This window comes from Neobacillus niacini (assembly GCF_019749295.1).
GTDB classification, from domain to species: Bacteria; Bacillota; Bacilli; order Bacillales; family Cytobacillaceae; genus Neobacillus; species Neobacillus niacini_D.
Genome location: NZ_JACWFG010000001.1, coordinates 529,470 through 547,721 on the forward strand (window position 1 = coordinate 529,470; position 18,252 = coordinate 547,721).

General features: G+C 37.2%; 12 protein-coding genes and 1 pseudogene. 2 read left to right on the forward strand and 11 right to left on the reverse strand.

The features are described from left to right. Window positions 1-21: 21 nt before the first annotated feature. A complete protein-coding gene (locus H0184_RS02505) occupies window positions 22-1,242 on the reverse strand; it encodes an ATP-grasp domain-containing protein (RefSeq protein ID WP_221820545.1) in 1,221 nt (406 codons plus the stop codon). Window positions 1,243-1,813: 571 nt separating this feature from the next. Here H0184_RS02505 and H0184_RS02510 point away from each other — a divergent pair. Continuing rightward, window positions 1,814-3,192: pseudogene (locus tag H0184_RS02510) on the forward strand (IS1182 family transposase). A gap of 220 nt (window positions 3,193-3,412) precedes the next feature. On the opposite strand, the gene H0184_RS02515 reads toward H0184_RS02510, so the two are convergent. The 4 genes from H0184_RS02515 to phaQ all read right to left on the reverse strand — a co-directional run bounded on the left by H0184_RS02515 (window position 3,413) and on the right by phaQ (window position 6,919). Beyond that, complete coding sequence (locus H0184_RS02515) at window positions 3,413-4,246, reverse strand: undecaprenyl-diphosphate phosphatase (protein WP_221820547.1); 834 nt, start codon at window positions 4,244-4,246, stop codon at window positions 3,413-3,415. Window positions 4,247-4,384: 138 nt separating this feature from the next. Then, window positions 4,385-5,608: a coiled-coil domain-containing protein gene (locus tag H0184_RS02520; RefSeq protein ID WP_221820549.1), complete on the reverse strand. Its 1,224-nt coding sequence runs from the start codon at window positions 5,606-5,608 to the stop codon at window positions 4,385-4,387. A 278-nt stretch (window positions 5,609-5,886) separates the two neighbouring features. After that, a complete protein-coding gene (locus H0184_RS02525) occupies window positions 5,887-6,501 on the reverse strand; it encodes a hypothetical protein (protein WP_221820552.1) in 615 nt (204 codons plus the stop codon). After that, entirely contained in the window at window positions 6,482-6,919 is a 438-nt protein-coding gene (phaQ, locus tag H0184_RS02530) for a poly-beta-hydroxybutyrate-responsive repressor (RefSeq protein ID WP_221820553.1), read from the reverse strand. The genes H0184_RS02525 and phaQ overlap by 20 nt, the downstream gene beginning before the upstream one ends. Window positions 6,920-7,067: 148 nt before the next feature. Here phaQ and H0184_RS02535 point away from each other — a divergent pair, with 148 nt between their 5' ends. Continuing rightward, window positions 7,068-7,850, forward strand: coding sequence for an alpha/beta fold hydrolase (locus H0184_RS02535; RefSeq protein ID WP_221820555.1), 783 nt, complete (start codon window positions 7,068-7,070; stop codon window positions 7,848-7,850). Window positions 7,851-7,906: 56 nt separating this feature from the next. Here H0184_RS02535 and H0184_RS02540 read toward each other — a convergent pair whose 3' ends face one another. The 6 genes from H0184_RS02540 to ppc all read right to left on the reverse strand — a co-directional run bounded on the left by H0184_RS02540 (window position 7,907) and on the right by ppc (window position 18,213). Then, the gene (locus tag H0184_RS02540) at window positions 7,907-8,989 is read right to left on the reverse strand and encodes an alpha/beta fold hydrolase (RefSeq protein WP_260631382.1); all 1,083 of its coding nucleotides are present in this window, start codon (window positions 8,987-8,989) and stop codon (window positions 7,907-7,909) included. A 15-nt stretch (window positions 8,990-9,004) separates the two neighbouring features. After that, window positions 9,005-9,715 carry a polyhydroxyalkanoate biosynthesis repressor PhaR gene (locus H0184_RS02545; protein WP_221820557.1) on the reverse strand — a complete coding sequence of 237 codons (711 nt, stop codon included), beginning with the start codon at window positions 9,713-9,715 and terminating at the stop codon, window positions 9,005-9,007. Between the two features lie 18 nt (window positions 9,716-9,733). Continuing rightward, a complete protein-coding gene (locus H0184_RS02550) occupies window positions 9,734-10,489 on the reverse strand; it encodes a hypothetical protein (protein WP_221820559.1) in 756 nt (251 codons plus the stop codon). A 151-nt stretch (window positions 10,490-10,640) separates the two neighbouring features. Then, the gene (locus tag H0184_RS02555) at window positions 10,641-12,275 is read right to left on the reverse strand and encodes a long-chain-fatty-acid--CoA ligase (protein WP_221820561.1); all 1,635 of its coding nucleotides are present in this window, start codon (window positions 12,273-12,275) and stop codon (window positions 10,641-10,643) included. A 330-nt stretch (window positions 12,276-12,605) separates the two neighbouring features. Beyond that, window positions 12,606-15,206: a bifunctional acetaldehyde-CoA/alcohol dehydrogenase gene (adhE, locus tag H0184_RS02560; RefSeq protein WP_221820563.1), complete on the reverse strand. Its 2,601-nt coding sequence runs from the start codon at window positions 15,204-15,206 to the stop codon at window positions 12,606-12,608. Window positions 15,207-15,450: 244 nt separating this feature from the next. Further along, window positions 15,451-18,213: a phosphoenolpyruvate carboxylase gene (ppc, locus tag H0184_RS02565; protein WP_221820565.1), complete on the reverse strand. Its 2,763-nt coding sequence runs from the start codon at window positions 18,211-18,213 to the stop codon at window positions 15,451-15,453. Window positions 18,214-18,252: the final 39 nt, after the last annotated feature.

Sequence of the window (18,252 nt, forward strand, 5' to 3'; positions counted from 1 at the left end):
CCAATCCTCCTTTCAATTTTATTAAACTGGCTGCAAGTAAAATTGAATGTGTTGTGCACCGTTTATGGCGCACTTTTTAGCCTGATGTATTGAATCGGCTGCTGCTATTACATATCCATACCGCTGTCCCATTGAGCGAGGCGGGGTGAGAAGTTGACCATTTTCTGCCTTCGTATACACCTCTATGATTCCTGCTTGTTCTTTGGCCGTATCACAACCGGAAACTTTAAGTAATATCCCAACAGATTTAACAATTAAATAATGTGTATAAATAGCGGTATCCCTTTTTTTTATTAATTCAGGCTGCATCCCTGCGAACAACCTAATTGTCTGTTCTGCAAGACTATAACCAAACGCCTCTTCAATCATCCGATTCATTGCACCACCAGCCATCCTCGGATTAATCTCAATTAACTTCCAACCATTATTCGTTAATTTTATCTCTAAATGGCAAGTACCATTTCTTAACTCAAAATCCTCAATAATTGCAAAGACTGTTTCTTTTAGGCCTGGCAGTTGTTCTGCGGCCAAATCAGGACAGATAGAATAACCAGTGATAATAAAACGTTCGCCCTTTGTTACTTCCTGTTCAACAAGTGCAGCAATGGTGATGGTTGAATCATAGACAACCACTTCAACCAAATATTGTGGACCTTCTAAATATTCTTCTACTAATATAGGAAATTCAGGATTCTTTCGTTGAAGTTGTTTTACACCCTTCCTGCATTCCAAAATATTCTTGACTAGGATGACATCCTTTGAGCCATTTGATTGTGGTGATTTGATAATTAAAGGAAATTTATCATTTAACTCATTTATATCCTGTTCAAGGGTATCAGGGGAGCTTAGAACCCTATAATAAGGAGAATAATGCTTTCCAGATAAGAACCTTCTAGTTTGGATTTTATCGGTCATAATTTTCAAGGGTTCATACGTAAGAGGCGTATTGCAAAGAACATTCGATAGCAAGGCAGCTAAATAAATATATTCATCTAAAAAGCTAATAAAACAGTCAACCTTTTTCCCTTCAACAAGCAGGTCATTAATCGTTAACAATATTTCGTCTGTGTCTAACATATTAATTAGTACTACCTCATCTATTTCTGTATAATCCTCCTTTTCCTCTACAAAAATGGTGCGATTTGTAAAAAGGATGGTCTCGTAACCGAGCCTTTTTGCTGCTCTTATTCCTTCATAACTTGATCCTGATTTGTTGGTCCCTAAAAAAACGATTGAATTCATTTTTTTGCACCCACCAAAGATTTTCATCACCTTTTTTGTGATAGTTTACCTGTTACAATAAAATATTCTTTTTCTGGTAGTTGGTGCAGGCTAGTTCATTATGTACATACAGTTATTTGACTAATAAATTAAAAGTGTGACAGTTGCCTGTAAAAAAAATAATGGACAAGTGTTTAGAAAAACCATATCCTTGTACCCGTTTTTATCCACAAAAAACCAACAACTTTTTGTTGTTGGTCAGGCTGTCGAGAACTCTCGACAGTCTTTTATTTTGGCACATTTTTATAGAATGTTGTTTTTTGTATACAAATGGGCCGTTCCTTTCCGCTACAGGTGCTTGCTTTCCGCGGGGAGGAAGTCGAGCCTCCTCGACGCTGCGCGTCTGTGGGGTCTCGACTTTTCCTCTACATCCCGCAGGAGTCAAGCACCTTTCGCTCCAATCCACTCTTTACTATCAACATTGATAATGGCACCAATCTTTTAGAAAAGAGTCTTTATTTTTCAATTACTTTACTAATTCACCGCGTTAATTTTGTATAATATTATTAATATTAATAGGACTGTGGATTAAATGTTTAAGCCAAAAAAAGAGATACAAAATGAAGCGGAATTTGTATTTATTGATGATTTAGTGCCTCAAGATCACCTGTTAAGAAAGGTGGACAAATATATCGACTTTTCTTTTATTGGTGAGAAGGTCCTTCCTTTTTACTCTCAAAATAACGGGCGACCTTCGGACCCTATACAGCTCTTTAAGATGATGTTTATCGGATATTTTTATGGCATTCGTTCTGAACGACAATTAGAGCGTGAAATTCAGACGATGTGGCCTATCGATGGTTCTTAGGATTAAAGCTAAACGATCCAGTTCCCCATCATTCCACCATTAGTTGGAATCGGCGAACCCGTTTTAAGGATACAAATATATTTCAGGAGATTTTTGATGAGATTGTATTCAAAGCAATTAACCACAAGATGGTAGGTGGTAGAGTTTTATTTTCCGATTCAACACACCTTAAAGCGAATGCAAACAAACATAAATTCTCTAGAGTGGAAGTTGAAACACGCGAATACGTAGGAGAATTAAACAAAGCTATTGAGGAGGACAGGAGAGATCATGGAAAAAAGCCTTTAAAGGAAAAGGAGGAGGTGACCGAGAAAAAGGAAATACGTCTCAGCACAACTGATTCTGAATGCGGTTTTATGTCACGAGAGAATAAACAGGAAATGTTCTGTTATCTTGATCATCGGACTACCGACATGAAGTTCAACATCATAACGTTTGCGTACGTTCCACCAGGAAATGTTCATGATTCTGTCCCCTATCTTTCTCGGTTAGACCGTCAGGTCGAACGTTTTGGATTTAAAGTAGAAGCTGTCGCACTTGATTCAGGTTACCTGACAAATCCGATTTGTAAGGGACTTAATGACCACAATATTTTTGGAGTTATCGCCCACAGAAGATATCAATGAACAAAAGGGTTATTTCCTAAATGGAAGTTTACATATGATAAAGAAAGAGATTTGTATGTTTGTCCAAATGGTCAGGAGTTACAATATCGAACAACTACAAGAGAAGGTTATCGAGAATATAAGTCAGTTCCTAAAAAGTGTACTAACTGCCCACTCCTGCCGGAGTGTACAAAATCTCAAAATAAAACAAAAGTAGTTACCAGACATGTTTGGGAGGAACATAAGGAAAAGGTTCGACTTAACAGACTTTCAAAGTCAGGTAAAATACTATATAAATTTAGAAAAGAAAAAGTAGAGCGAAGCTTCGCAGATTCTAAAGAACTACATGGGCTTCGCTATTGTAGGTTACGGGGATTGTGAAATGCGAGTGAGCAAGTGTTACTTACAGCAGCATGTCAAAACATGAAAAAGGTTGCCACACACTTAGCCAGGTTTGAAAAAGTGTGTGGCAATCTCTTAGTTCATTCCCCCTGTTGATTGGAGCGGAAGGTGCGAAGACTCCTGCGGGAGTCCGGGGCTGGGGAGACCCCGCAGGCGCTTAAGCGCCGAGGAGGCTCCCCGGCACGCCCGCGGAAAGCGAAGCACCTGGAGCGGAAATCAACAGGCCATTGGGCAGGAAGAAAATAAAAATTGCCGAGAAAGATACCTTTCTCGACAATCTGACCAACAACTTTTTGTTGTTGGTTAATACATTTGTTTAAAAATACACAAGGAATATAATAAACGCTAATAGGATTCGGTATATAGCAAATGGAACGAGCTTAATTTTATCAATAAGCTTCAAGAAAAAGCGAATAGAAATTAATGCAAAAACAAAGGCACTAATAAACCCAGCAATAAAAAATGGCAGGGCATCCACCGTCATATACTGCCAATTTTTAAGTAAAGATAGAAAGCTGGCACCCGCCATAATAGGTACTGCCATTATAAAAGTAAAGTCTGCTGCCGCTCTATGACTCAATCCTAATAGAACGCCGCCTGAAATAGTCGAGCCGGAACGAGAGAAACCTGGCCACAATGATAAACATTGAATGAGACCAATCGTTAGGGCTTGTTTATACGTAATTTGGTCAACCGTTTGAATCTTTGGTGTTTTTGGACCAAAGCGATCAGCAATAATCATAAAAATAGCACCAATCACTAAACCGATTAAAACCGTTTCAGTCGAAAATAAATATTCATCTATATAGTCCTCTAGTAATACCCCAAAAATTCCAGCAGGAATTAATCCAACAATTACTTGAGTTAACTTTAAACGACCGCCACTTTGTCCAGATAGTTTATTTTTTATTCGTCCCATTCCTAAAAGATCAATAAACCTATCTTTGAAGGTCACAACAACTGCTAATATTGAACCTAATTGAATCACTACTTTAAATGTATTTGCGCCATACTTTCCCAAAAACTTTTCTGATTGAAGCCACATATCATCTACTATAATCATATGACCGGTTGATGATACGGGGGCAAATTCTGTTAGACCCTCTACTAGCCCTAAAATAATTGCTTTAATTATCAATAAAAACTCCATTTACAAAACTACTCCTAACTATATCTTCTTTAGTAATGACAAGGATAGTGCATAACTTTTTAATTGTACTCAATATCCATTGTTTTTAGCAAATACTTTTTAACATAGATAACAGCGAGGCTGCGCTAGCCCCGCTGCTTATGGTAATATGATGCGATTTACCCGGCCATTAAATTTTTCTAACCAATAACCGCTAGTCATATCTGCAATGGCAACGCCAGTAGAACTTTGCGATCCTAAGAACTTGCCAGCACCGAGATAAATCCCAACATGCCCATCTTTTTTATACGTATCAAAAAATACGAGGTCCCCTGGCTGCATTACTTCAACAGTGACGGGTGTTCCTGTATTTTTCAAGATCTCTGTACTAGCACCAATCTTAATATCTACCTGAGCAAATGCCCAACTAACAAAAGCAGAACAGTCAAACCTGCCATTAGCAACATCGTAATCATTTCGCCCTCCGCCGAATACATAGACTGAATTCCCTACATACTTAAGTCCTTCGGAAATTAGCTCTTGAACAGTTTCGTTCGAAATTAATGAATCGCTCAAGATTTGATTAGGGTCAATATCGGGTAATGTATACATCGCAGTAAGCGCGGAATCCTGCTGCATTAACCCGGCTTGTTCAGCTAGTTTGACTTGCTCTTTTTTCTTTAATTCTGATTTTAACAATTCATTTTGTTGCTTTTGTTCGAGTATTTGCGCCTGCATTCCTTCTAATTCTACTTTCATACTCTGAAGCTCTGATAATTTATCCTGAACTTGATCTTGCTTCTTTTTAACATCCAGCTTGTCATCCTCATGTTGTTTTATTAGGGTTTGGTCTGCATCAACAAATGAGGCTACAGCACCAACACGTCCTACAAAGTCCTTAAAACTTGAGGCACCAAGTAAAACATCAATGTAACTAACCTTTCCTCCTGTTTCCTGAAAGGTAAGAGCACGCTTTTTTAATATCTCATTACGCTTATTAACTTTTTCGTTTAGTGTTTTAATCTCTGACTCTAGGTTCTGTATTTCAACTTGGGAAGCATTTATTTTATTCTCTGTTTCGAGAATAATTTTATTATTATCATTTATAGCTTGCTCGACACGGATGATTTGATCATTTATTTTTTTAATTTCATCTTTTACCTGGTTTAGCTCTTCATTTCCCTTTAATATTTCTAATTGGATTCTAGAACGCTGTTCATCTATTACTTGCTGGTTTTTATTTTCCTCAGTTTCTACTTGTGGACTTTCATTTTCCGTTGTTTCTACTAGTTGTTTATCATTTTCCTCTGCTTCTACTTGAAGTAACACAGTTGGACTTCCAAACGTGATTATTGAACAAAAAGCTATTATCTTCTTTTTCAATTCTATTCCCCTGCTTTCCTTCATCGCATAAAGCAACACAATTTGTTATATGTAAACTAGCTATCTATACTTTATTAAATTACCAAAATTCATCCTTTATACCCATTTTTATCCTATTCAACTGCAACTAGAAGTATATCATGAATTCTTGTTAAATCAATAATAGTAATATTAAATTTATATTTCAAGAAATACTCTCATTGTTCATTCACAAACACAAAAAAGCAGACCGTAATTTAGGTCTGCTTATGTTAGATAATTCTCAGCAATATCTTAAATTAATTTGTTCTCAAAAGTTCTTTTACACTATTTTTTCCACGATTAACAATTTCAATATGTGTACTTCTAGCCATTTTAACATACTCATTCGTAACTTGCTGCCAAGCATTTCGGCGTTCACGGCCATAAGCAATGTTGGCTTCTGTACTCTTTTCAAAATTATCCTCTAACTGATCAATAATTTGAAATACAGATTTGATAGGAGTGATAGCAAGGTTTTCTAATTGGTTGGTAACTTTTTCAAGCTGCTGTTTAAGCTCCTCCCTTTCACTCATCATTTCTGCTTCTACACTCTCTTCGTTTTTCAATAATTCTTCTCTGCGTGCATTCATTTGCTGCATAAGTCCAGAAATAACTTCTTTGTTTGTTTTTTTAGTTTGCTCAAAGAGGTTACCTAATGATTTTCTATATTGCTTGTTAAACTTAAGAACTTCTCTTAGAGCGTTCATATAAGCATCTTCACGGCTTTCACGCAAATGTCTAGTACGCTCCAGTGATTGCTCATACTGATTCCACAGTGTATCTACAAATAGTCCTTCATTTTTAGGTTCTTCTGCTGCAGGAATCATTTTTTCTTCAACAGCTAGAACTGGTTCACTCTTTTTCTGTGCCATCGTCCTTCCTCCTCTTTTTACTATTGTCTTTCTCTATTTGATCCCTCTTTTGAAATGAAGGAATATAGAGCTCAAGAAAACTTGAATACATTTTAAAGAATTGGTCTAGCATCGATTGGTACGATTCTAGTTGATTGGCATAGCCATTTAAGTATGTAATACCAGCCTTTGTAATGGAATATCTTCTTTTAGCAGGACCACTGCCATTTGTATCCCACTCTGATGATACTAGCTCTTCCTTTTCTAGCTGTCTTAACATTCTGTAGAGATTACCTTGATCAATTGTTTTGAAACCAAATGTTTGCAATTTTTGACTTAGCTCATAGCCGTGAAGAGACATCCTGCTAAGAAGCAATAGAATAAATGGCAGAACAAAATTTTTTGAAGGATTGACAGATTGACTGTCTTGATTTACCATTTCAATATCACCTCACCTATATGTATTTTACACCTATGGGTAATATTTTGTCAACTTGACAAATAAATGTTATTATATGGTGTAACATCACGTTTACAATTTTCGTAACTTGGTAATAAAATTAATAAAAATTGAAGGTGGTGTCAAATTGGTAAAATCGAAAGTAAGTATGTTAGGGGTGCCTTATTTACATTTTGGCAATGGTGAACACTTAGTTCTAATCCATGGTTTAGGTGAAGTGAAAGAAGGTTGGCAGTCACAATTTGAATTAGCTGAACAATATGAGCTAATTATTCCTGATTTACGCGGGCATGGTGAATGCACCAAAACGGAAGGGATATCTATTCAAAATTTCGCTTCAGATGTTGTTGCTTTATTAAATGAGTTAAAAATTGAAAACGCTCACATTTTAGGTTTGTCCATGGGCGGCGCTGTCGCTCAGGAAATTTACCGTCAAGCTCCCCACCTAGTCCGATCTCTCATGTTGATCAGCACATTCCACTTTTTTCCAAAAAAACTCAGAAAACCGCTATTTAAATTCAAGAAGCTAAGGTTAGGTATTGCAGCAACAGATGACGCAGTTAAAGAAACAGCTGCTCATATGAGTCTTTATTCTTGGTCTGAGGAAAACATGAATCATTTCAAACGATATTTCCAGCCTAAGCGCGATATCTTTTTAAAATCTCTTAAAGCTTGTTTTCAGGTAAATAATATTTCTTTATTACCAACAATCAAGGTTCCAACACTAATCATTGGATGCCAGTATGACTCGGTTTTACCTGTATGGATACAATACTGTATGCACAAATTGATACCTCATTCTGAATTTATCATTATGAGAAACTCAGGTCATTTAGCAAAATTAGAAGCAGCCAACCGGTTTAATCTACTGCTAAGAAAGTTCTTAAACCGGCAAAAGGCTGCTGCTTAATTGATATGAGCGGGAAAGATTACGGTCCTTCCCGCTTATATTTATTGTCTTACAAATTATGAGAATATTGGTTGGATTTCTTCAGATCTTGCTGAAAGCCATTTATCTGCAATAATAGAAAAAGTACCTGTCAATGCGAGCGAGACGTGACCAGCTTCTACTACTTGATAGGTCTTATCCATGCTCGAAACAAGATCCATAATTGGCAGGCTTTGCGGCTCCAAAACAAGTGTATCCCTTGAAGTGGATACGACAAATAACGGACAATTAATATTACTCAAATCAACTCGCTTACCACCAATTACTAATTCTCCTTTTAACAGCTTATTATCTTTATAAAGATCATTAAATAACTGTTTGAAGGCTGCACCCGAAAAAGAGGCTGAGTCTTTTGTCCATTTGTCCATTCGTCGCCACTTCTCTACATAATCCGTATCATAGGCGCGGGTAATTAGGTTAACCATCGGACTAATATATATTGGAGAAAGTCCTCTAAACATCGCATACATAATATCTTCTGGAATTACTCCATAGGCATCTGCAAAGCGCTCAATATTTAATTGGCCGTTCTGCAGTCCCTCCAGCCATTTTGAAGGAACAATACCCATACTAAAATCAATTGGAATTGTGGCAAGGACAAGATTTTTTATTGGCAGGTCTGTAATGGCAGCAAGAATGGCTGAAATAGTTCCACCTAAACAATATCCAACAACTGTAATTTCATTTACCCCTGAATGACGAATTGCCCTCTTTACCGCTGCTTTTAAATAATCTAAAATATAATTATCTAGAGTAATATTGCTATCTTCATAGCCCGGGGAACCCCAATCAAGAAGATAAACGTCATAGCCCATTTCTGTTAGACCGCCTATTACGCTGCTGCCTTCACCAATATCAAGAATGTAAGACTTGTTTAGGAGTGAATAAACAAAAAACAATGGTACTTTATATTTTTTTTCTTTTGCAGGATGAAACCACAGAGTTGACTTATTTTTTTTCCATACAACCTCTCTTTGAGTAGGAATAATATCTGGCTTCGGTTCTTTTAATATTCTTAATACCTGTTCCCACCGTTTTGTCTCTTTACCAAGATCAAGGAGTGGAATGAAGTCCTTAATACTTCCTTGCATACTCATCATTATTCCCCCGCTTGATTATTTTGTTGTTACCAATTCCTTTTCTTTTACCTTTCCTTTTGGACTTTCTTTTACCAAAATCCCCCTCAATAAAGCTAATTCACTTTTTATTTCAGCTAATTGATCTAGTTCATGTTTAACTTCCTGCAAACCGCCGTGAATGTTTGCTTGTTCATTAAGACTGTTCACTCCAACTAGTTTCTTTTGAAGATCCTTTATCTCCTCAATCTCTTCCCTTACATCTCGAAGATTTACCTGAATAATTTTTATGTCAACGAGGTCTTTTCTGATTTCATGTAAGTCATTATACATTCTCTTTAATTCGGCTGCTTCATGGATGTTTTTTTGGAATTCCGCCTGCATTTGTTTAATCATTCTCACCATTTCTTGAAATAATTCAAGATTTTCCTTATTTAATGAACCAATGCTGTCTTGAAGATTCCAAATCTGTTCTTCTAAAATATCAATTTTTCCTTCTGCTTGAATTGATAGATTCGCAACATTTGCAACGTCTTTCTTTGTAGGAATATTCATGAAACCTGCCATAAGCTCCTGGTTTTTTCGTAGAAGCTCCATGTAGCGAGAGTGAATCCCCAACCCTGAACTGGCTAAACGAACAAATTCATTATTGTCCGCTGCCATAAAGAGTAGACCATTTATTTGTCTTTCCCACATTTCACTAATTTGTTTAAAGCCTTCGTATGGATCATACATCTTTTCTTTTTCCATCGTTCATCATCCTCATTCTCATGATTTTGTCGTTTCTTCTGTCTTTTCCATGTATTTATTTAATGGGAACATAAAGGCTTTAAATTGTCCGGTAAATAGATTAACCAAACCTTTTTGACTCTCATAGATTAGGCTTGCAGCTTGTTTTAATGTTTTTACATATTGCGTCCTTCCATTCTTTCTAAGTGCAATATATTGGTCTATCATTTGAAGGTATTGTTCCATCAATTGAGTACTTACAGCCATTTGTATCGGTGTTCTTAGAATCGCTGCTGTTCTAGTTTGAATTTGGTCTATCTGCTGATTAATTTCCTCATAAGATTTCTTTGGGAAAATGTGCTGCAGCGCAGTAGTGGACATTAATAATTCTTCTCGGGCAGTTCTTTCCCAACTAGTAAACTCTTTACTGAACTGTTCTCTGGCAGATTTAATGGTTTCCTGATTTCGTTTTATACTGTCTGCAAAATACATTGCTTGCTTTAAAAACACGTCGTCGCGAAAATCAGCGTGCTTCACCCATTGGTCTAACTCACGAAAAGCGTGATTCCAAATAATATCCAAGGACGAAAACTGTTCTTGATCATTTTCTATACCGATACCTTCAACACGATCAGCAGTTTTGGCTTTCTCCCCATCGAGGGATTCATGCAGCGCTGACAATTTCTGTTCTTCCACTTTATTTTCTAATTCAGGATTATCAACAGTGTTTCGTCTCCTTTTAGTGTTTTTTGGAGATTCTTCTTTTTTAACATTGCTTTCTTTTTTTTCAGCCATTGTATTCTTTCCTCCTTTTATTAATCCTATAGGTCGGAAACTATAAATAAGGTGCATATTTTTTAAGGTAAACTATCGTGATGTGTTCTTTTGAGGTGTCTTGATGCAGTCTGCGTTGTTAGTATTGTGAGTTATTAGCTTTTATAGCTTTTTAAGAATGAACCTTTTCACTTTCTTCTTGACGAAGCATTCTCCTTAACAGTTTACCTACTGATGATTTAGGAAGCTCAGATAAAAACTCGATCTCTTTTGGTACTTTATAAGGGGCTAAATATTGTTTAGCAAATTCTATCAATTGCTCTGATGAAACACTTGATCCTGCTTTTAATTTTACGAATGCCTTGACTGTTTCTCCTCTATAGGAGTCAGGTTTCCCAACTACAATGGCCTCTTCAACGGCTTCATGCTGGTAAATAATTTCCTCGATTTCGCGTGGGTATACATTGTATCCACTCGCGATAATCATGTCCTTTTTGCGATCTAATATATAGAAATAACCATCCTCATCCATTTTGGCGATATCGCCTGTAAAAAGCCAGCCGTCTCTAATTACTAATTGTGTGTCACTAGGACGCTTCCAGTAGCCTTTCATAACCTGCGGACCACGAAGTATCAATTCCCCTGCTTCACCAACTGGGACATTTTCGTACCCCTCTTCTGTTACCTTAACAATTCTCGCTTCCGTTCCTGGGATAGGTATTCCTACACTTCCCAATTTACGCGGAAGGAATGGCGGTGTAGAAATAGCTGAAGGCGCTGTTTCCGAAAGCCCATAGCCATCTGCAAGTCTTATACCTACACGATTTTCAAAGGATTTCACCTGTTCTACAGGAAGCGGGGCACCCCCGCTGCTAAAGTAGAAGATATCCTTAATTGCGCTTTGTTCCAATTGTGGATGACTATTTAATGCAAATATCATTGTAGGAACTGCGGTCAACTGGAATGGCTTCTCTCTATTAATCAGCTCAAGTAATTCATTCACATCAAAACGAGGGAGAATTAGTTGATTACACCCAATTCGGATTGCCGAAAGTGCATTGCATGACAAACCATACACATGAAACATCGGGAGAACACTGATAATTTTAAAATTTTCTGGTTTTTCATCAACTGCATTATAGGTAAAATCACAAACTTGAATTATATTTGCCAGCAGGTTCTGATGTGTAAGCATTACACCTTTTGAAACACCAGTTGTTCCTCCAGTGTATTGTAAAATAGCAACATCTTCTTCTATGTTAATAGGAATATCAGGAATCACATTATCATGTGTAAGGAAGTCATCAAAGTAAATATCATCTTCAGCAAGGTCAACCCTGGTACCGCCAAACCCAACTACAATAATTTTTTGCAAAGATGTTCTTGGCTGAACTTCTTTGACCTTGTGATAGAACGCCTCAAATACAACCATATATTTTGCTTCTGAATCATTTAAAGCATATTCAATTTCTCTTTCGACATACATTGGATTAACTTGAACTGCAATACCTCCTAATCGGAAGACTGCAAATAAACTAAAAATATAATGAGGGCTGTTAGGCAGCATTATTCCTAATCTATCTCCCTTTTGGAAGCCAGTACGGTACAAGGAAGCAGCAAGCCATTCAGTAATAGCTCTTGTTTCTTTGTAACTCCATGACCTCTCATAAAAAGTAAGAGCTGGGTTTTCCCCGTGAATATTGGCTGCCTGCTCCAGAAGATCGAATAATGAATCATAGTCTACCGATACGTCTTTATTAATTCTAGGATCATAAAACTTTAACCATGGCTTCTGTGAATAAACCACACAATCTCCTCCTTTTTACTATCCTCCCAAGAGTATTTTAGTAGGTTTTAACCTACTAAAATACTCTTGGGAGGTTTCTTAAACACTTAAATTATTGTTTTAAAAAAGGTTTTTGTAAACGTAGCCAAATCGACATTTTTCCACATTTTTTAAATAATACCACTAACTTACGAGGCCGAAAAAATACCAACAAGGCATATATCTACGAAGATTGATGTTTTATGTCGAAACTTTAAACCTTGTTCACACAATTCTCGAAATTAAAACTTACCTAAATACAGTGGAAAAATTATTCTAAACTATCTTTTTCCCTGTTTTCACATTGTTAAATTAGCAATTCTTGTATGCCTGACGGTAGATTTGCGCTAACTCTGCAACAAGTGGCTGTTTGGGATTTGCAATCGTATCTTGATCATCAAAGGCATGTTCAGCTAACACATTTATTTTTCTTTCGAATTCACTTTTGTTTATACCTGATTCTTCTATACTCGTTGGAAGCTCCAACTCAACAATAAGTTTCATGATTGCTTGAACTAAACTCTCTACCCCTTCTTCTGTCGTTGCTGCAGGCAGACCAAGCATTTTAGCGATTTCTGCATAGCGTTGATCCGCTATAAAGTGTTCATATTTTGGGTATGTCATAAATTTATTAGGCTTTTGAGCATTGTAACGAATCACGTGTGGCAGCATCAGGGCATTAGCACGGCCATGTGCAATATTAAATTCAGCACCAAGTGCATGTGCCAGGCTATGGTTAATTCCTAAGAATGAATTTGCAAATGCCATACCAGCTATGGTTGACGCATTGTGCATCTTTTCTCGGGCAAGTTCGTCATCGCCATCTCTGTAAGCCTTTGGCAAGTACTCAAATACTAATTGAATTGCTTTTAATGCCAATCCATCTGTAAAATCATTGGCAAGCACGGAAACATACGCTTCAATGGCATGTGTTAATACATCTATCCCTGTATCTGCCGTAACATGCTTAGGAACGGTCATAACAAACTGTGGGTCGATAATAGCCAAATCTGGTGTTAATTGAAAGTCTGCTAGCGGATATTTCATATTAGACTTTTTATCTGAAATAACCGAAAAGGAGGTTACCTCAGAACCTGTTCCTGATGTGGTAGGTATTGCAATTAATATTGCCTTACCGCGAAGAGCAGGGAATCTAACCACTCTCTTACTAGGATCGAAGAATTTTTGTTTTAAACTATTAAAATCTGCCTCTGGATGTTCATAGAACAACCACATCGCCTTTACAGCGTCCATGACAGAACCGCCTCCCAGAGCTATAAGACAGTCAGGCTGAAACTTTCTCATCCTTTCTGCACCTCTCTTAACAGCATCAATGTCTGGTTCAGTTTCAATGTCATACAACACTTCATATTGGATATTGCCAGGATGTTTTTCTAATTGATACAGTACTTTATCGATGGATCCATTTTTCATTTGACTTGAACTTGTTACAATAAATACTCTTGAGATTCCTGGAACAGATGATAGTACCTGAATCGAATTTCTTTCAAAGAATATTTGTGATGGAACCTTAAACCATTGTGTCATGTTTCTCCTTTTTGCAACTTTCTTAATGTTAATCAAATTCGCTGCTCCTACATTCTGAGACACAGAGTTCCCTCCATAAGTTCCGCACCCAATCGTTAAGGACGGTAATGATGTGTTATAGATATCACCAATAGCACCGTGAGTCGATGGTGTATTAACCATAATTCTCCCAGCTTTCATACGCAGGGAAAATGTATCAATTACATGCTGGTCTGCTGTATGAATAGCTGCAGAGTGTCCCAGTCCCCCATACTCAAGTGTTTCTTCAGCTAGAAGCAGGCCCTCAGCTAAACTATTTACTTTATAGCATGCTAGAATAGGGCTTAATTTTTCACAAGAAAGCGGGTATTTCGGGCCAACGCCTTTTAATTCTGCTATTAAGATTTTGGTATCTGCGGGAACATTCACACCTGCCATTTTTGCTATCATAAATGCAGGTAATCCAACAATCAGTGGATTTAAAGAAGCACTTTTTTCATCTATCACTGCTTTTTCAATCATTTGTTTTTCTTCTTTATTTAAGAAATAACAATTGTTATCGAGCATTTCCCTTTTTACATCTTCATAGATTTCATTATCGATAATTAGGGCTTGCTCAGAGGCACAAATCATCCCGTTGTCAAATGTTTTAGATAGGATAATGTCATTTACTGCACGTTTTATATTGGCGCTTTTCTCTATATAACAAGGAACATTCCCCGCCCCAACACCAAGTGCTGGTTTTCCTGAACTATATGCAGCCTTCACCAAGTTAGGTCCGCCTGTTGCAAGAATGAGCGAAACCTTTGGATGCTTCATTAGGGCTTGAAATGCTTCATGGGAGGGAGTTTCAATCCACTGAATGCTATTCTCAGGTGCCCCTGCCTTTATTGCAGCTTCCCTTAGAAGGCGTGCAGTTTCAACACAGCATTTCTGTGCATATTTTGGAAACGCAAAGATAATTGGATTTCTAGTTTTAAGAGAAATCAATGATTTAAAAATTACAGTGGAGGTTGGGTTCGTAATAGGTATAACACCAGCTATGACACCAACTGGCTCGGCCATCTCTACCATTCCCTCATGTTCATTTTCATTAATAACTCCAACTGTTTTTAGGTCTCTAATATTGTTATAGATAAACTCTGTTGCAAACATATTTTTAAATACTTTATCTTCATATACGCCTCTTCTAGTTTCTTCTACTGCCAGCTTAGCTAAATCTTTATGGTTATCAAGGGCAGTATAGGCCATTTGCTTGACAATCTCGTCTACCATTTCCTGATTGAAGCAGCGAAATTCAGCTAACGCCTTAGCTCCATTTTTAGCTAAGATATCAATCATTGCTGCAACATGTTTTTCCTTTAAGACTCTTTCTTCTACTGCCATTATCTATCCCTCCAAGTCATTCTTTTCAATAAGTATTTTCCTCACCCAATAATTAGGTGAATTAATCTTTTCTGGCTAAAATATATCATGCTGAGCAATGCTGAATTTGTCGAATTTTGCTAAAAAACGAATGAACATTCATTCATTTTTAATATTTTCACAAATTGTTCAAAAATAACTACTCCTTCAATTGAAAATAAAAAACCGCACCCCTCTTTTTTGGGGATGCGGTTTACAATTTAACTCAACCAGTATTACGTAATCCTGCTGATATTCCACTTATTGTAAGAAGGACTTCAGTCATTAATTCTTCAGTAGGCTCGTCTTGTTGTCTTAATTGTTTAATTAATTCGACCTGTAAAAAGTTTAATGGATCAACATATGGATTTCGGCGATATACCGAGTCCTTAATGTTAGGTGTGTGATCAAGCAATTCTTTATCACCAGTTATTTTGAGCAAAATACTCTTTGTTTTTTCGTATTCTTCCAAGATATTAGAAAAGATCCGCTCAGCAATTTGCTGATCTTCTACTAGTAATAGGTATTCTTTTGCAGTTGTGATATCCGCCTTCATCAAAGCCATTTGCAGATTATCAATTGTTGACCGGAAGAATGGCCATTTCTCATACATCACCTTTAATTGTTGAAGATTTTGATCACTCTTTGAAGCAAAGCTTTCCAACCCGGTACCTGCAGCGTACCAAGCAGGCAGCAGCTGTCTGCTTTGTGTCCATGCAAACACCCATGGAATAGCCCTTAAATCCTCAAATCGGCCGCGGTTCTTTCTGCTCATTGGTCGTGATCCGATATTAAGGTCCCCAAGTTCTCTAAGAGGTGTCGCTTCATTAAAGTAGGTAAGAAAGTCTGAATCTTCAAAAACGAGTGATTGATATTTCTTTAATGCGACGCTGGAAATCTCTTCAATTGCAGATTCCCATGAACCATCACGCATGTTGCCACGCTCTGCCTCTTTTGAAACGTGAGCTGTTGCCAGCATTAGTGTCGAGGTTGCCTGTTCTAGGCTCCGATAAGCGATGTCTTCAAGTAAATAACGAGATGAAAGAACTTCCCCCTGCTCGGTAATCTTTACTCCATCCCCAATTGTTTCTGCAGGTTGAGATAATAGGCTTTTATTTAATGGACCGCCGCCTCTTCCAAGAGACCCGCCGCGGCCATGGAAAAATTTCAATCCTATTTGATACTTGCTAGCCATTTCATGAATTTCAAGCTGTGCTTTATACAGCTTCCAATTGGCTGTCAGCGTGCCGCCGTCTTTACTTCCGTCTGAATATCCAAGCATGACTTCCTGTTGGTTGTTCATGACTTCTAAGTGATTGCGATACACAGGCATTTTAAATAAGGTTTCCATAATTATTGGACCCGCAGTTAAATCTTCAATCGTTTCAAGTAATGGAGCCACATTTAATTGGCTTTCAACACTCCCATCTGCATGAAGCCGATAAATTCCTGCCTCTTTGGCCAAAACCAATACTTCAAGTAAGTCACTAGGAGATTTGGTCATACTTACAAGATAAACAGAAATCGAACGGGTTCCAAACTCTTTATGAGCTTTTCTAATCATTTGAAATACCTGAATCATTTTCTGAGTTTCAGGAGTATAATCTTCATTTAATAAAAGAAGCGGTCTTGGGTCCTTTAAAATACTTTCTAAAATTCTTACCTTTTCGTCTTCGGAAAGCTGTGCATAATCATCCGAAATTCGTACTTTTCGTAAAATTTCTGTCATGGCTGCTTCATGCTCACCACTGTGATTACGAATATCAAGTGTCGCAAGATGAAAACCGAAAAGCTGTACCTGACGAATCAACTTTTGGATTGTTTTTAACTCATGTGCCGCAGGATGATGACTTTTCAAACTTCTTTTGACTAAGAATAAATCCTCTAGCAACTCTTCTGCAGTAACATACCCTAAATCAGACTGTCCAACTTGTTTTAATCGTTCGATGATTACAGCGAACTTTCGGCGATAAACTTCTGATTTTACCGGCCATTTTTTATCATCAGTTAAATACTTATTTTCTTCTTCCTCTATTGTATCAATGAATTCTGAACTTACTTCTACTCGAGTTGTAGAATGACTATATCGTTTCATCAAATCGACTAAAACATTTTTATACTTTTTTAAGACAAGCTTCCGCTGCCTTTGTAATGTCTCCCACGTTACCTCAGGCGTAACATTGGGATTCCCATCTCTGTCTCCGCCTATCCATGAACCAAATCTTAAAAAATTAGGAACATCCCATTTTTTTGCAGAATAGTTCTTATCTAAACAATCCTCTACTTCACGGTGAATTTCAGGAAGAACTTCAAACAAGGTCTGATCAAAATAATACAGCCCATTCCGCACCTCATCTAGCACAGTCGGCTTATTATGACGCAGTTCATCTGTTTGCCATAGAATAGTAACTTCATTGAATAAACTCTCTTCGAGCTTCCGACGTTCTCTGCTTGTTAAAAGAGGATGATCAAGTTTCTTTAAAATTGCAGCTATACGTTGTTGAATTTCCAATATTGAACGCTTTGCTGCCTCTGTAGGGTGGGCCGTTATTACCAGCTCTAAGGACAATTTGTTTAAAACATCTTGAATCATATGTTCATTAATATTATTTTCCTTTAAAGCAAGAACCGCACTCTCAATTGAGTCGGGTTGAACGATGGTGTCATCTTCTAAATGATATTGCCTCTTTCTGCGAATACGGTGATTTTGTTCAGCTACATTTATCAAATGAAAGTACATTGAAAATGCGCGAATCACTTGTTTTCTCATTGGGCTGCTGAGGTTTGAGATCTCCTGTTTTAATTCAGAATAAATATCTTGATCAAAATGAATCCTAAGTGTTTTACACATCATACGAATTTTTTCCACTTTATCTAGTAAATCTGTTCCCCCGTGATTGACAAGGATTTCACCAAGTATTTGTCCAAGTAATTTAACATCGCGGCGAAGTGGAAGACTGCTGTCATTCACTTTCAATTCTGTACTCATGCTTTCACCTTCCCTGTACTAGTTCATTGACTAAATTTT

Excerpts from the sequence above, each read along its gene's own strand:
- H0184_RS02515 (WP_221820547.1), bottom strand. The coding sequence starts at position 4,246 with ATGGAGTTTTTATTGATAATTAAAGCAATTATTTTAGGGCTAGTAGAG.
- H0184_RS02525 (WP_221820552.1), bottom strand. The coding sequence starts at position 6,501 with ATGGCACAGAAAAAGAGTGAACCAGTTCTAGCTGTTGAAGAAAAAATG.
- H0184_RS02505 (WP_221820545.1), bottom strand. The coding sequence starts at position 1,242 with ATGAATTCAATCGTTTTTTTAGGGACCAACAAATCAGGATCAAGTTAT.
- adhE (WP_221820563.1), bottom strand. The coding sequence starts at position 15,206 with ATGGCAGTAGAAGAAAGAGTCTTAAAGGAAAAACATGTTGCAGCAATG.
- H0184_RS02545 (WP_221820557.1), bottom strand. The coding sequence starts at position 9,715 with ATGGAAAAAGAAAAGATGTATGATCCATACGAAGGCTTTAAACAAATT.
- H0184_RS02550 (WP_221820559.1), bottom strand. The coding sequence starts at position 10,489 with ATGGCTGAAAAAAAAGAAAGCAATGTTAAAAAAGAAGAATCTCCAAAA.
- phaQ (WP_221820553.1), bottom strand. The coding sequence starts at position 6,919 with ATGGTAAATCAAGACAGTCAATCTGTCAATCCTTCAAAAAATTTTGTT.
- H0184_RS02540 (WP_260631382.1), bottom strand. The coding sequence starts at position 8,989 with ATGATGAGTATGCAAGGAAGTATTAAGGACTTCATTCCACTCCTTGAT.
- ppc (WP_221820565.1), bottom strand. The coding sequence starts at position 18,213 with ATGAGTACAGAATTGAAAGTGAATGACAGCAGTCTTCCACTTCGCCGC.